We start from the raw sequence: 15996 nt of genomic DNA, 5'->3' as shown, positions 1-15996 counted from the left end.
CAATTTGCAATTACTCTGCATTTTTTGCACTTACTCTGCACTCACTTTGATATATTTATCTGCTGGTCCATCGTACTGATTGTAGAGCAGTTGCAGCATAAGCTCTAATGCTTCCTCGGGCATACGATCGCCAAACGATATACGAGTCGCCTCACGCGGAGCGATCGAGGGGTATCCTGCTGTACAAATGACGGTCATATCAGCTGGATCGATGTATTTTGCTGCAGTGGTGCTGATAAACTCATTGAATATGATCCCTCTTTTACCGTGCTGCCGTTTAAGAAACTGTTCAAGCTGTAGTTCATCTTCCATCACATGGATCGAATCAGCAGAGAGGCCAGATAAGCTTTGGATCGAACGAGTAAGTGCTTCATTATTGAAATCGTCTATAATCAGGTAGTAGGAATCGTTCATACCAGAGCTTAATCCCATAGCTCTAGCAAAGGCATCTTGATAATCGTAAATCACCTTGTAAAAGAGTGGATCATCGATGAGACTATCAACAACAATGAGTGGAACCCCAGCTGAAAACTGCTTGGAAATAAGGTGGAACGTCTCCTGCTTCACATCTATAACAAATACGCCGTCAAGTTTTCTCTCCGCTATAATAGAAAGCTTCGGATCGGATGCAGCAAGACTGGATAACACGACATGAAAACCTTTCTCTGTGAGCCGGCGCTCAAGCCGATTGATGAAATGTGAGTAACGCAGCTGCCGCCAAAAGCCTTCATTGTCCGGCCGATTTATGAGAATACCGATCAAACCTGTCTTCTGCATAACGAGTGATCTTGCGGCTAGGTTTGGAACGTAATTCAATAGCTTTGCGGCTTCTAACACTCGGTATTTCGTTTCCTCTGGAATGGTCTGGCCCGGTGCATTGTTGAGCACGTAGCTGACCGTTGCAATTGAAACCTCTGTCATTTTCGCAATATCTTTGAGCGTAGCTTTTTTCATAGCATGTTGTACTCCTAGAAAGGATTAGTTTAGGTAATCGGGAGCGAATATGTAGTTTCTTAGAGCAGCTCATTAGAAGAATTCTTGATTAAACTCAGATGTAACTTAATCGTTTAAGTTATTATGGCACGATCAGCAGTCTGCTGTCTAGTGGGGCTGCGCTAATATTTTGTGGACCGGTCGCAAGAAGGCAGCTAAGCAGGTCGAATTGGCCTAACTAAGCTGCCTTTGTTGCAGTTAAAATATATATTAGCGTAATACTTGCTTAAAAATTTGGTAGCCGTAGGCTGAAAGCTTCAACCGCAATAATCCATCGTTGCTGCTCGTAAGGGTGCCATCCACGTTTGTGTCTTTGCTTTTGAGCAGAGTCGTCCATGTGGATAATTTGCATACTGGAGCTGTAGTCGTGTTTGATGGTTTGCTAGGCGAGGTGTCACCTGTAACCGAAGCGACATCCCCTGTAGCACTAGTCGTAGCGTCTTCCGAAACTTTCTCGTCTTCCAAAGCTGGAGCTTCACTTGCCGCTAAGCTGGTGAAACCAGTGAACGCGATTTCGTGCGGCGCTGCTGTATCACTTGCTACCGTCGGATCGACGTAGAAGCTCAGATCAGCTGCTTCTCCGCGAGCATTCAACGCGATGAGCAGACGCTGGTCGCCATCGCGGCGCTCGTATACCAAGGTGCCGTTCATTGCTCCGACGTTTACAAAGCGAAAATCGGCGCTGCGTAGCGCGTTATAATCTCGGCGAAGTCTTATTGCCGTTGTATAAAATTCCAACAGCTCGCTATTTTGCTCGGCCGGCTCCCATACCATGCATTTGCGGCAGCCTGGATCCCCTCCGCCATTTAGCCCAACCTCATCACCGTAATAAATACACGGTGTACCAGGGTAGGTAAGCTGGAACAAGGCTGCAAGCTTCATTGCATCGATATTGTCATCGCAAATCGTAAGCAACCGCGGCGTATCGTGACTGTCGAGCAGGTTGAAGGCAGTCTCCGTAACCTGCTGAGGGTACATGGCAAGCTGAGTACCGATAGCGTTTGTGAACGTTTCGGCATCCATCGTCTGGTAGGCGAAAAAGTCGAGTACGGCGTTAGTGAATGGATAATTCATGACAGCATCGAATTGATCGCCCTGCAGCCAAGCGATGGAGTCATGCCAAATTTCTCCTAAAATATATGCGTCAGGATTTACATCCTTAACTGTCTTCCGAAACTCCCGCCAAAATTGATGGTCAACTTCATTAGCGACATCTAGTCTCCAGCCGTCAATGCCGATTTCTTCTATCCAATAGCGAGCCACTCCGAACAAATATTGCTTCACTTCAGGATGCTCTGTATTCAGCTTTGGCATTAAAGGCTCAAACGCAAATGTTTCGTAGGTAGGCACGCCGTCAATGACCTGAAGTGGCCACTCCCGAACGTAGAACCAATCGGCATACTTGGACTTCTCACCGTTTATTTGCGCGTCGACGAACGGAGGAAATGTTTTGCCAGAATGATTAAATACCGCATCAAGCAGTACGTGTATGCCTCGCGCATGACAAGCATCGACAAGCTCTTTCAGCTTCTCATTGGTTCCAAAATGCGGATCGATCTTCATATAATCCCGCGTGTCATATTTGTGATTGGTGGTCGCTTCGAATACAGGTGTGAAGTAGACTGCATTAACACCGAGCTGCTCGATATGATCCAAGTGATCGATTACACCCTGCAGGTCTCCACCAAAAAAGTTGCGAGGTGTCGGCTCACCGCCCCACGGCTGAACGGACTCGGGGCTGATTGAAGGATCACCGTTAGCGAATCTTTCCGGAAATATTTGATAGAAGACAGCGTCCTTCACCCATGCCGGCGGCTCGAACACATCGATCGGATTGATATAAGGAAAGTCGAAAAAAGAATTAGAGTTGTCAGGCAAGACTAATTCGAAGCCTTTATCTGTAAATAGGATTGATTCTTTACCGCTTATTAACCGAAAGGCGTAGCGAAGGCGGCGGAAAGGGGGAATAACTGCTGTTTCCCAGTAGTCAAACAACGCGTCCGAGGATAAAATGCGCATGTCAATTGAAGTAATCGTTTGATCCCACGCATATTTGTCACCGACGATCGCTTCAACCGAGGCAACATCGTTTTTCTTCGTACGAATCCGAAGATGCAGCGTCTTGCCATCGTAGGCATAAGCCCAATTTTGTTTCGGTCTGTGATAAACGGCTTCTAGTAACATGATATTCATCTCTCCTTAAAGGTTAGGGTAGCAGATAGGGCTGAAAACACGAAAAAGGTACAACCTCTGCTTATAAATAAAGCCGAGGTTGTACCTTTTCCTTTAAATGTTCAGATGACGCACTCGCACGTCATGCTGGACAAGGTATACGGTAGCATTGCCTTTTTATTGTAACTTTCATTGCAAATCTCAATAAACCGATTATACATAATTTGCACAATTTGTACTAGTTAATTTTTAGTGAAAAATTACGCGAGAACCGATTCGTGAGCTTGTGATTCCAAGAAGCGTTCGCAATCTAGAGCAGCCATACAGCCGCTTCCCGCTGCTGTAATAGCCTGACGATAAGTGCGATCCTGGACGTCACCGCAGGCGTAAACGCCTGGAATATTTGTCTCAGATGTACCTGGCTTAACAATGATATACCCTTGCTCATCCGTGTCGATTTGTCCGCCAAGGAAGCTGGTGTTAGGCGTATGGCCGATCGTTATAAATACGCCGTCAGTTTCAAGAAGCTCCTCTTCTCCGGTCACGTTATTGCGGACCTTAAGTCCTTGCAAGCCCATGCCATTAGCGGCTACCTCAAGTGGAGTATTGTTTAGGCTCCATACGATTTTATCATTTGCGCGTGCGCGATCTTGCATGATTTTGGACGCGCGCAGCTCATCGCGACGGTGAACGAGACGAACCTCTGAAGCGAAGCGAGTCAGGAACACCGCTTCTTCCATAGCGGAGTCGCCGCCGCCGACTACAATAATTTTTTTGCCGCGGAAGAAGAAGCCGTCGCAGGTTGCGCAAGTGCTTACGCCGCGTCCGATATTTTCTTGCTCACCTGGAATACCGAGGTATTTGGCTGAAGCGCCAGTTGAAATAATGATCGACTCCGCTTGCAGCTCGCCAAGACCTTCTACATCGAGCGTATACGGACGCTTGCTGAAATCTACACTTTTGACTGAGCCAGTCTTGAACTTAGCGCCAAAGCGTTGTGCTTGCTTGCGCATGTTGGACATTAGCTCGCTGCCCAAAATTCCTTCAGGGAAGCCTGGGAAATTCTCAACCTCAGTTGTTGTTGTCAGTTGGCCACCTGGCTGCCACCCTTCAATAACTAGAGGTTCCATGTTCGCGCGGGCTAAGTAAATTGCTGCCGTTAATCCGGCAGGACCTGTACCAATAATAATCGTTTTGTGCATCATCTATGTCCTCCAATGTGAATGAATATAAAATAATAAATCCTAGATTAAAATTATTATAAACTAGCTATTTTGTCAATATCGTTCATGTAACGTTCATCTTGGGCCGCGGTCGTTCGAATATCGGATATCGGGATTGGTATTAGCGAAGAGGATAGTGAGCGCGTATTTGAGCGTTTCTATAAAGCGGATGCATCACGGGAAAGAAGCCATGGCGGAAGTGGACTAGGATTGTCGATTGCACATAAGGCTGTGATAATCCACTTGCGACGAGGAGACGGTTGTGTAGCGAGATTTGACAAAAAAGGGTATGATGTAGGCAACTAATAAGATTTTCGTTATGAAGGGGGAAGCTTTGCGGATGAATAACCGAATACGTAAAGCCATTATTCCTGCAGGGGGATTAGGCACACGATTTTTACCAGCTACGAAAGCGCAGCCGAAGGAAATGCTTCCGCTCATAGACAAACCGGCTATTCAATATATTGTAGAAGAGGCTGTTCAGTCCGGCATTGAAAGCATCATTATTGTAAGCGGGCGCAACAAGAGGGCGATCGAGGATCATTTTGACAAATCGGCTGAGCTGGAATCGGAGCTTGAGGCGCGGGGCAATGAGGAAATGCTGGATATCGTTCGTGATATATCGAATCTAGCGGATATTTATTATGTTCGCCAGAAAGAGCCGCTCGGTCTTGGGCATGCAGTGTTATGCGCGCGTCGCTTCATTGCGGATGAGCCCTTTGCTGTATTGCTCGGTGATGATATTTTGAAATCGGATCCACCATGTCTGCGCCAAATGATGGACATTTATGAGCAGCAGCAGTCATCTGTTGTTTCTGTGATGGAGGTCCCTTGGGATCAAACTCACAAGTATGGCATCGTTGATATCGAAGCGAATAAGCAAGTCGCACGAGTGCGGGATATTATTGAGAAGCCGGCGCAGGGACTGGCGCCTTCCAATTATGCAGTTGTTGGCCGCTATGTGCTGGATCCCTTAATTTTTCAACTGCTAGAGCAGGCGAAGCCGGGCAAGGCTGGCGAAATCCAGTTGACCGATAGCTTGCAAGAGCTGAATCGAATCGCATCTTTAATGGCATATCGTTTTGACGGAAAGAGACATGATGTTGGCGACAAGCTTGGTTTCGTTCAAGCGACTATTGATTTTGCATTAGAGCGTGAAGATTTAGCGGATGATGTTCGGCGCTATTTAATAGAGCGATTGAAAGAATCGAATTAATAAGGAATATTTCTGATGCCACGTAGTTTCATTTTTTGCAATTAACTAAGAACGCAAAAGGCTCAGCCGCGATTTAGTTTCAGGAGATGAACGTAATTGCTAGGTTTGCACGATCTGCGCCTTCTTTCCGGCGATGCAGCTTCATATTCTGAAACTAAGGCATCTCTAATTACATAATGTCGCTCATTAGCTTCACAATGTGGAACTAATTTAGTATAGCCACCTCCTAGCCGCAGGATGTATTTGTAATTTATAAAGATTCCACATCAACAAATAAAGGGATTGTTGAGCACAATCGGAACGAATGATGTAATGGAGCGTCTGAAGGCGATCAAGGAAGAGCTTGCCTAATAATAATTCAAATATTAGGAAACCAGAGTACAGTCACGTTGGCTGTGCTTTTTTTATGTATATTTGCCCAGACAACTCGGAGTCATAAATTATTTGAAATAGGTGGTTATGATATACTGGTAATAAATATGAAATGTGGACAAGTTGTAAGAGCGTTATCCTAATTTTCGGCAGTCTCTTTAAGAAAAAGTTAAACAATTCATAAGTAATTTGATTCTTGGCTGTTAAACTGTTTCCTTAATAATGAGATGAGTGGTTAATCGTGATTAATAAAAGCCTTCCAGAACATGAAATACAGCCTATGTGGAGAAAGGGAGACTAGTGTGTCCAGTGAAACGATTTTAATGGTTGACGATGAGAAAGAAATTTTGAAGCTAATCGAAATCTATTTGCACAACGAAGGATATAATCTGCTGCAGGCATCGAACGGCCTTGAGGCACTGGAGCTGCTTACTAAAAACCACGTCGATCTTATAATTCTTGACGTTATGATGCCGAAAATGGACGGGTTGGAAGCATGCATGAAAATACGAGAGGATCACAACATTCCAATCATTATGCTGTCAGCTAAGTCACAGGATATTGACAAGATTACAGGCCTTAGCATAGGCGCTGACGAATACGTGGCCAAACCGTTCAGTCCTCTTGTGCTTGTCGCTCGAATTAAATCTCATCTGCGAAGATACAAGAGGCTCGGTGTCCAGAAAACGGAGTTCAACAACGATCAAGAGATCGTTATCGATGATCTTATTATCAATAACGCAACCCATACGATTACTGTCGACCAGCAGGAGGTAAAGCTGACGCCGCGTGAATTCGCGATTTTAGAGCTGTTGGCCATAAACCGAGGTATCGTCCTCAGTACGGAACGTATCTACGAAGCCGCATGGAATGAGCCCTACATGGAATCGAAAAATACGGTCATGGTTCATATCCGGAAAATCCGCGAGAAGATCGAGAAGGATCCGCAGCACCCGAAGTTTATTAAAACGGTATGGGGCATCGGATACAAAATGGACTCCTTATGAATAATAACCGTAAATGGGGGCTCGTTAGTTCAGCAGTTATAAGCTTCGTGATTGCCGTAATCGGGCTCATGTTCGCTTATTGGTTCACTTCCGTTTTTTTGTTGGATCACCGGCCCTACAGGCAAATCATATATTGGTTTTATGATTTATTAGGAGTAGCTCCGCTTATGTTTATTGCAGGGCTGCTGCTATTTGTAGTTAGCTATATCTATTTTATTAGCCGTGGCAGGAAAACGACAAACACCATTAATGGCCAAAGCTTCGGAACAAACCGTTCAGGCAGCTGGCTATTTCGAACGATACGATGGAAGCTGATGTTTGCTTTTTTTGCGAGCATCATCATAACCATTGTCTTACTCATATTGTTTCACTTAGCTGTCCTTATCTTTGAACAGACTCCTCTGCTGGGTGATATGATTAACAACATCATAAGCGTTATTGGGATGATGCCGATATCGATTATTATGGGCTTCTTACTATTTTTGGCTGTATTTTTCCTGATGAGCAATCAGACTATTCGTTACTTGAGGGAGATTACATTCGGTCTTCAGCAAATTGCTAATGGGCAGTTAAAATATGAGATCGCGGTTAAATCTTCGGATGAGCTGGGAGAAGTGGCTTATAACATCAATCTGATGAGTCACAAGCTGGGCACATTAATTGAAGATGAGCGTCAAGCGGAGAAGACGAAAAACGACCTAATCACAGGGGTATCTCACGATCTTCGTACGCCTCTGACTTCGATTCTTGGATTTCTAGAGCTGATCGATAACGATCGATATAAGGATGAAGTAGAGCTTCGCTATTACGTCGGAATTGCTTACGAGAAGTCGATAAGCCTCAAGAAATTGATCGATGATTTATTCGAATTCACTCGCATTAATAACGGTATGCCATTGGAAAAGATTGAATTGGATCTAAACGGGTTCATCCGTCAACTGCTGGAAGAGTTCGTTCCGAACCTGGAAGCGGCGGGAATGAAGGGACGCGTTTATTCAGACAATAACTCACTCAAGATTATTGCGGATGGAGACCGACTGGTCAGAGCGTATGAGAATCTAATTATGAACGCGATCCAGTATGGACAAGAGGGACGATTTGTAGATGTTCGTTTGCGCCAGGAAAATGGATATGCAGTAGTAGAAGTCGTCAATTATGGTGAACAGATACCAGAGAAGTATTTGCCTTATCTGTTTGAACGATTCTACCGCGTCGATCAATCCAGGTCGCAGACTGGAGGGACGGGTCTAGGGCTATCTATTACGAAAAGTATCGTTGAGCTGCATAACGGAACGATTACGGTTAGGAGCAGGAGCGGCGAGACGGTGTTCGAAACTCGGTTTCCATTATACAAATAACTAAAGCACAACTTCCTTAAACTTGGGGAGTTGTGTTTTTTTTAGCTTATTTTGCTAAACAAATCTTAAGAATTGATGAGCGAATCTTTCAATTATGCTAAGCATGTATTTATAAGTTGATAAGGGAAGCCCTTTAGGATGAATTCATACACATGACAGGGGGCTTTATAAAATGATGAACAAGAAAACAATAGGAGTACTGTTCGGCGGCTGTTCAACAGAGTATGAGGTATCCTTATCTTCAGCGTCTGCTGTCATTGAGCATTTGGATAGAGGGAAATATGATGTCGTCATGATTGGTATTACGAGAGACGGTTGCTGGTATAGATATAATGGTGATATAGAGGGCATTCGCGAGGATCGTTGGAGCAAGCACGCTAGCTGCGTTCCGGCTGTCTTATCTCCCAGTAGAGAAACGAAAGGGATCATTGAGCTTGTTCAAACTGAATTCCGCATCACGGCGCTTGATATTGTATTCCCAGTGCTGCACGGCAAAAACGGGGAAGACGGTACAATGCAGGGGCTCATTGAGTTGTCAGGCTTGCCGTTCGTAGGCTGCGGCACTTTATCGTCTGCAATCTGCATGGATAAAGCGATTGCCAAGACTTTAGTACAAGCTGCGGGAATCGAAGCGCCGTCTTCTATTACCGTCATAGCTGGCGACTCTGTTGCAGAAGCTGTTGATTTGGCGGACAAGCTGGGCTTTCCGCTCTACGTTAAGCCTGCTAAATCCGGTTCTTCGATCGGCATTACTAAAGCTTATACGAAGCAAGAGCTTTTGATTGGCATAGAAGAGGCTTTTGCTCATGATGACAAAGTCGTAATCGAGCAGCATATTGATGGTTTCGAGGTAGGCTGCGCCATTCTCGGACATGCGCAGCCTATGATAGGGGAAATTGATGAGATTGCGCTGACGGGTGAATTTTTCGACCATGATGAGAAATACACTTTAGGCACAGCAGCCATTCATCTACCTGCCCGGATCGATAAGGATATGGCAAACAAAGTGAAGGATATGGCGCTTCGCATTTATAAGGTGCTCGGCTGCAGTGGATTTGCAAGAGTCGACTTGTTTCATACAAGCGATGGGAGGCTTTTATTTAATGAGGTCAACACGATCCCCGGCTTCACGGCACACAGCAGATATCCAAATATGATGAAGCATGCGGGAATAGATTTTCCAAAGCTTTTGGATCGCCTTATTGAGTCGGCTGGTGTTGAGGTTCATACATGATGGATCAGAAGATGATAAGCCGTCAACCTAGTCAAAGTAAGCATGAAAATATACAGCTTAGCAGAGCGGATATCCACAAGGGGTATTTGATCCTCGTAAATCAGGACAATCCGGTAAGAAATCCCGCGAGAGATATAGAGGCTTTACCGGCAGACATTGTGCAGTCCAGTCATGCCGAGGAGCAGCGAATATCATTGGAGAAAACATGCATAAAACAGCTATCCGCGCTTCTAGATGCATGTCAAGCTAAGGAGAATATCGCTGCCGTCAGTGGTTATCGTTCAAGAGAAGCGCAGGAACGTATTTACGCGGATTCTTTGAAGGAGCACGGGGCCGCTTTTACAGCGAGCTATGTGGCGCTTCCGGGGGCAAGTGAGCATCAGACGGGTCTTGCTGTAGATGTAGGGCTTAACAAGAGGGACGTCGATTATATTCGTCCAGCCTTCCCGGATGAAGGAGTCAGCGGTGCGTTTAAAAAACTCGCAGCCGAGTATGGATTCATTCAAAGATATCAGGAAGACAAGCAGAAGATTACGGGCATTGCTTGCGAACCGTGGCATTACCGCTATGTCGGGTTTCCACATTCGCTGATCATGGAGCGTCAACATTTGTGCCTTGAAGAATACACGGAATATGTAAAGCAATATAACTATAACGACACTCATCTTTATATCGAAAATCGTTCCTCTGTCATTGAGATCTATTATGTTAGGGCAGAGGCAAACATTACAATCGTACCAATCGTGAATGGCGAGAGCTATCAGTTGTCTGGCAATAATAAAGATGGTTATATCGTAACTGTATTTCACCGGAGAGGTGGCGTAAGCTGTGGCTAAGCCTAGTTATGGAGGTGTGGACCAATTCAAGCTTATAGCAGCGATACTAGTCATTGCCATTCACACAGGTCCATTAACTTCTTACAGTCCATACGCCGATTTCATTTTGAACAGCATCGTAGCCCGTATTGCGGTACCATTTTTCTTTATCGCATCGGGCTATTTTTTCTTCAGTAAGCTAACAGGTGAGAAGAGGCATGACTTGGCGGCTCTGCGCCGCTTTTCGTACAACATAGCGACGTTATATGGGATTGCTATTTTGTTGTATCTTCCTCTAAATGTCTACGCGAACTATTTTTCAGAACCGATTAGCGTTATATCTGTCGTCAAGGATGTAGTATTTAACGGCACATTTTATCATTTGTGGTATTTGCCGGCGCTGCTCCTTGGCATGTTGATCGTCTATTGGCTTCATGCCAAGCTGACGGCTCGGTATATGTTAATAGTAGCAGCTTTCTTATACACGATAGCTTTGCTGGGTGACAGTTACTACGGGCTAACAGAGCAAAGCAGCTCCTTGACGTTCATCTATACTCAAATGTTCGAGCTTTTTGATTATACGAGAAACGGAATTGGCTTTGCTCCTATATATATTGCGCTCGGAGCATGGTCTGCCAAGCACACCGTCAAGAAGCCGTCAAGGAAATGGTATGTCGCAGGCTTTCTTGTTTCTATGGGTTTGCTGTTGGTAGAAGGGATCACTCTGAATAACGTTAATTTTCCGCGCCACGACAGCATGTATATAGCTCTAGTTCCTACTGTATACTTTCTATTTCAATTCATGTTATTGCAAAATTGGAGTGGAAGTCTGTTTGTTAGAAAAATAAGCACTTGGATCTATATTCTACATCCGATTGCGATTGTATTCGTGCGCGGCGGGGCGAAGGCTGCAGTACTGACTGAAGTATTAATAAAGGACAGTCTCATTCATTTCACCGCTGTAACGTTATTGTCTATCCTGCTGGCAGCTGCGGTTGTGCTTATTTCGGGAGCAACCGGGCCCAAGAAGCCAGCTATGCATAGGGCATGGACAGAAATCAATCTGGATCATGTGGAGCATAATCTAAAAGAAATAAGAGGTATTGTTCCAGCAGACACCCGTATCATGGCAGTTGTAAAAGCGGATGCATACGGGCACGGCAGTGTCCGTGTCGCAAAAAGGCTTTACCAAGCAGGCGTTCGCTCCTTCGCGGTTGCGGAGATCGACGAAGGAATAACACTGCGCAGAAAAGGCATTAAAGGTGAAATTCTCATTCTGGGTTATACGCCGTCCTCCCGTTTAAAAGAGCTCTACCGCTACAAGCTCACTCAGACAGTTATTAATGCGGATGATGGAGACAGGCTTCAAGCATTCGGGAAAAAATTAAAAGTTTACATTAAAATAAATACCGGCATGAACCGGCTTGGCGAGTCCTATCTTAATGAGGAACGGATATGGTCAATGTACCGACATAAGAACCTTCAAGTGATAGGTACCTTTAGTCATCTGACCTCCGCAGATAGTCAAAGGCAGGAAGATGTGGACTATACCCATCTTCAGTTAGAGCGATTTGACAGAGTTATCAATCAGGTGGAAGCGAGCGGCTGTGATCCGGGACTGCTGCATATTCAGGGCAGCTACGGTATTTTGAATTACCCTGAACGAAGTTATGGAATGATACGTCCCGGTATTTCACTCTACGGCTTGCTGAGTGACGAGAGCGATCGGGTGCGCTCGGACATTGAGCTTCGCCCCGTCCTATCACTTAAGGCGACCGTGACACTGGTGAAAAACGTTCGTGCGGGCGATCCTATCGGCTATGGCTCCTGCTATTCACCACTAAATAACAGTAAGATTGCAACCGTATCGATCGGCTATGCAGACGGTATACCGAGGGAGCTATCAAACAATGGCGGTTGCGTCCTTATTCGCGGTCACCGTGCAAGAATAGTCGGAAAAATATGTATGGATCAGTTGATGGTAGATGTTACATTAATAGATAACGTATGTCAGGGTGACACGGCAACGCTAATCGGACAAGACGGTAAAGAGAGTATTACAGCTGGGGAGATCGCGAAACGGGTAGGAACAATTACAAATGAAATAGTTAGCGCGCTCGGCAGCAGATTGGAGAAAGTTTATTTTTAAATATTTTCTCTGGAATCGATCAATGGGGAAATCGAATTATATGTTATGCTAGTGAGTACAACTAATCGTTGTGCTTTTTTTTCGCGGATTTCAGATTTCCCACTATTTTAAAATGGAGATTATTTACTGTTTCATATAGAATAGATTGATATGTAGAGAGAGAAATTAATGCTAGGAGTTGAACGGAAGTGTATTGCCATCATTGCGATAAAAAACGAACAGACGATGCTGTTTATTGCAGCCAATGCGGCAGGCAGCTTCTTTTTGAAGAAGCTCATTCGGAAGCTATGGCAAAAGCCGATGAGACGGAAGGCTTAAAGGAGACGGCTGCTGGTATAGATAACGAATCTGTAAACACGGTAAAAGAGGAAGCTCTTTTACTAAGCATGAAGAAAAGGAAACGCGGCAAGCATTCGTTATGGCTGTGGCTGACACCCATTATTATTGCGCTTGCTATGGCTGCTCTAGTCTATGCTTACTATGAGTATGAGACAGGAATTAATGATAGAGTTATAGAGCTGCAAACCCAAGGGAAAGCAGACGCAATCGCTGGTAAATATGAGGAAGCACTCGCGTCACTTAAGCAAGCAAGCGAAGCTAGGCCGGATTACATTGCGGTACAGTTAGATATTGCGATTGTTTCCCATGCTTTGGAGCTTGAGCAATCCATTAAAGCGGCTGCTAAGCAATTGGAAGAGCAGAATTACAGTGAAGCGGAGCATACGCTGGGTAAAATAAAGGATGAACTAAAGGGACATGTTGAGCCCGTTTATTCGAAAGTCAAGGAATTGCTTGAAGCACAAAATATAAAGCTCGCAGTTATTAAGTTATCAGAAGACTATACTCAAGTAACGACTGTCGATGCGCTGATAGGAAAGCTTAACATTGCAAATGGTTTAGAAGGTGAAGAAGCGAAAGCGGTTCGCGAACAAATCATCTCTCGAATCGTTGAGGTCAGCTTGGAAGAAGCAGAGAGTCTGCTGCAGAGAAAGGATTTTAGCGAGGCCTTGACGGTGATAGAAAGAGCTTTTGAATTCTCGAAGGAGGATGAGCAGCTGCTTTCAATTAAGAAGCGCATTGAGAAAGCTCAATTGCAGTACGAGAAGACGGAACAAATACGACTTGAGCAAGCGATGCAAAAAGCTGCGGCAGAGGATTTGAAAAATCAGACAGCTGCCATTGAGGTAGTGAAAATAGAAAGGACACTCGATGAGTTCGGCGATCTGACTGTCGAAGCTCAATTTAAAAATGTAGCTACGCGACCGATCTATGGGGTTTCGATTAAGTTCATTGTCTATGATGCAAAAGGGGAAGAGATAGGTTCAGGTAAGGCTGAAGCAGCTCCTAACTACATAGAACCCGGTGAGAATATGAATGTTACGACTACCATTAACGGCATACATGATGAAAATACGACCATTGTTGCTGAACCTGTAAAATGGTATTTGGATTAAGGAGGCGATGAGATGAGTAAGCGAATATGGTTTAGTGTCATCACATCTGCCTTGGTTGTATGTGGAGGAATAGGGGCTGCTTTGGCTATCCATGCTGAAGTTCCGGCAAAGCTGACGGGTAAGCCAATGCTTGCGGTTACTGATAAGGAGCAAGCAAGATCATTAAGGGATATTATTTTTGAGACGCAAAAGCTAGTTGTTATGATTGAAACTGACGATGGTTCCCAAGGCTCTGGTTTTCTGTACAACTTAGAAGGTGATTTAATTACCAATGCGCATGTCGTAGCAGGCTCAAAAAATGTGAAAATTAAAACCGCAGACGCCCGCGAGCTAGATGGCGAGGTAATTGGGATTAGCTCTGAGCCTGATATAGCTGTCGTCCGTGTGCCGGATCTCGCTGGTACTGAGCCTCTACAGGTTGTGCGTGAAGAGAAAGCGGAAGTAGGGGATGAGGTGCTGGCTGTTGGAAGTCCGCTGGGCTTCCAGAATACAGTCACAACCGGTATCATTAGCGGAGTAGGCAGAAGCTTTGAAATTGAGCAGTATAAATATTCCGATTTGTATCAAATCTCAGCGCCCATTGCGCCCGGTAATAGCGGTGGACCTCTAGTTGATCGTAAAACCGGAGAGGTGCTGGGAATTAACTCCGCAGGTATGGATCAAGGGTCAATAGGCTTCAGTATTCCGATAGCAAACGTGCTCGCAATCGTGGAAGGATGGTCTAAAGTACCGATGGAAACCTTGCCGGATTTAGTACAGCAGGGTGAATCAGACGATAATCAAGGTAAAACCCCCGTAGAAGAGTTTGCGGATTATCTCGTAACCCATTTTTATGATAGCTTGAATAACGCCGATTACGTTTACGCCTATTCTCTGCTTGGAGGTAATTGGAAGGAAGGTACAAGCTATGAAAAGTTTCGAGAAGGCTATAAGGGTACGCGGAACGTTGTAATCGATAATATGCATGTCAATAAAAGCGGAGATAACAAAGCTATTGTCATCGCGGTGATATCTGTAGATGAACGGACCGCTGGTAAATATGTGCTAAGTAAATATCAGGTTACTTACGAGGTTGGGTATGAGAATGATCAGTTGAAGCTGTTAAGCGGCAAGGGAAAAGCTATTAAATAATATGGATACTTAGGAGTAAACAGGTTTAAAAAACAGAGAGCTCGAGAGAGCCGTCCAAGGGGACGGGTCATCGAGCTCTCTGTTTTTTTATAGGATACTTTAAAAAATGTGGGTAAGCTTAAGATTCGTAATCCTCTTCTCTCCATAACGGTGAAAAGATGAGCTGTAGGGCAATAGAATCATTTCGTTGAACGGGAAAGTTGAGAAGGGTTGAAGGGATGACGCGTCCATTGTATAGAAGCTGATAACTGTTTCTACCCCCAATTGGAATACCGCCAACAGATACGATCTCACCATTAAAGGAGAAGCGTACGGCACCTGTTTCAGCTAGAGCTTGATAAATCGTTAAGCCTGGTCGGAAAGGGATGAAGTAGGACTGCGTCACATTCGGATAAGCATTTCCCCCATTAATGATTACTGACACAAAATTTTGCTGTCCAGGCGGGAACGGAAGCGGGAAAGGAATTGGTATTGGAATAGGGAACGGAAAAGGCGGTCTAGGCGGTGGAAAAGGTCCGGGTCCGGGCGGGAAGGGGCCATGGCCTGATCCAGGTGGGAAGGGGCCATGGCCTGGTCCAGGTGGGAAGGGGCCATGGCCGGGAGGCGGTGGGGGCGGGAACATCCCGCCTGGCCCACCGGGTCCCATGCCGCCGGGCCCCATGCCACCGGGCCCCATGCCACCACCGGGCCCCATGCCACCACCGGGCCCCATACCGCCGGGCCCCATGCCACCGGGCCCCATACCGCCGGGCCCCATGCCACCGGGCCCCATGCCACCGGGCCCCATGCCACCGGGCCCCATGCCACCGGGCCCCATGCCACCGGGCCCCATGCCACCGGGCCCCATGCCACCGGGCCCCATGCCACCGGGC

The 15996-nt window shown here is 45.6% G+C and carries 12 protein-coding genes and 1 pseudogene; 9 read left to right on the top strand and 4 right to left on the bottom strand.

Going from position 1 to position 15996, the window contains the following annotated elements; genetic code table 11:
* Positions 1–30: 30 nt before the first annotated feature.
* The 3 genes from AC0YN7_RS17135 to trxB all read right to left on the bottom strand — a co-directional run bounded on the left by AC0YN7_RS17135 (position 31) and on the right by trxB (position 4367).
* Positions 31–954, bottom strand: a complete 924-nt coding sequence (locus AC0YN7_RS17135; protein ID WP_475811228.1) for a LacI family DNA-binding transcriptional regulator — start codon at positions 952–954, stop codon at positions 31–33.
* A gap of 249 nt (positions 955–1203) precedes the next feature.
* Positions 1204–3177: a glycoside hydrolase family 13 protein gene (locus AC0YN7_RS17130; protein ID WP_475811431.1), complete on the bottom strand. Its 1974-nt coding sequence runs from the start codon at positions 3175–3177 to the stop codon at positions 1204–1206.
* A 248-nt stretch (positions 3178–3425) separates the two neighbouring features.
* A complete protein-coding gene (trxB, locus tag AC0YN7_RS17125) occupies positions 3426–4367 on the bottom strand; it encodes a thioredoxin-disulfide reductase (protein ID WP_475811430.1) in 942 nt (313 codons plus the stop codon).
* Between the two features lie 114 nt (positions 4368–4481).
* On the opposite strand from trxB, the pseudogene AC0YN7_RS17120 reads away from it, so the two are divergent.
* From AC0YN7_RS17120 to AC0YN7_RS17080, 9 genes and pseudogenes are all read left to right on the top strand, one after another.
* Positions 4482–4611, top strand: a pseudogene (locus AC0YN7_RS17120) (ATP-binding protein); the annotation flags it as partial.
* Between the two features lie 117 nt (positions 4612–4728).
* Entirely contained in the window at positions 4729–5604 is an 876-nt protein-coding gene (gene galU / locus AC0YN7_RS17115) for a UTP--glucose-1-phosphate uridylyltransferase GalU (protein ID WP_475811227.1), read from the top strand.
* Between the two features lie 695 nt (positions 5605–6299).
* Positions 6300–6983: a response regulator transcription factor gene (locus tag AC0YN7_RS17110; protein ID WP_475811429.1), complete on the top strand. Its 684-nt coding sequence runs from the start codon at positions 6300–6302 to the stop codon at positions 6981–6983.
* Positions 6980–8341 carry a sensor histidine kinase gene (locus AC0YN7_RS17105; RefSeq protein WP_475811226.1) on the top strand — a complete coding sequence of 454 codons (1362 nt, stop codon included), beginning with the start codon at positions 6980–6982 and terminating at the stop codon, positions 8339–8341. Before AC0YN7_RS17110 ends, AC0YN7_RS17105 begins: the two co-directional genes overlap by 4 nt.
* 175 nt (positions 8342–8516) lie before the next feature.
* Positions 8517–9575, top strand: a complete 1059-nt coding sequence (gene vanG, locus AC0YN7_RS17100) for a D-alanine--D-serine ligase VanG (protein ID WP_475811428.1) — start codon at positions 8517–8519, stop codon at positions 9573–9575.
* On the top strand, positions 9572–10411 hold the full coding sequence (locus AC0YN7_RS17095) for a D-alanyl-D-alanine carboxypeptidase family protein (protein ID WP_475811225.1): 840 nt from the start codon (positions 9572–9574) through the stop codon (positions 10409–10411). Before vanG ends, AC0YN7_RS17095 begins: the two co-directional genes overlap by 4 nt.
* Positions 10404–12539: a serine racemase VanT catalytic subunit gene (gene vanT, locus AC0YN7_RS17090; protein WP_475811224.1), complete on the top strand. Its 2136-nt coding sequence runs from the start codon at positions 10404–10406 to the stop codon at positions 12537–12539. The genes AC0YN7_RS17095 and vanT overlap by 8 nt, the downstream gene beginning before the upstream one ends.
* 188 nt (positions 12540–12727) lie before the next feature.
* A complete protein-coding gene (locus AC0YN7_RS17085; protein ID WP_475811223.1) occupies positions 12728–13993 on the top strand; it encodes an FxLYD domain-containing protein in 1266 nt (421 codons plus the stop codon).
* 12 nt (positions 13994–14005) lie between these two features.
* The gene (locus tag AC0YN7_RS17080) at positions 14006–15124 is read left to right on the top strand and encodes a S1C family serine protease (RefSeq protein WP_475811222.1); all 1119 of its coding nucleotides are present in this window, start codon (positions 14006–14008) and stop codon (positions 15122–15124) included.
* 118 nt (positions 15125–15242) lie between these two features.
* Here AC0YN7_RS17080 and AC0YN7_RS17075 read toward each other — a convergent pair.
* The coding region (locus AC0YN7_RS17075; RefSeq protein ID WP_475811221.1) for a hypothetical protein at positions 15243–15996 on the bottom strand (754 nt) is incomplete at its 5' end.

Source organism: Paenibacillus sp. J31R122, assembly GCF_056269185.1.
Note: the sequence above shows the minus strand (reverse complement) of the source record. Positions and strands in the feature narration are given on the sequence as shown.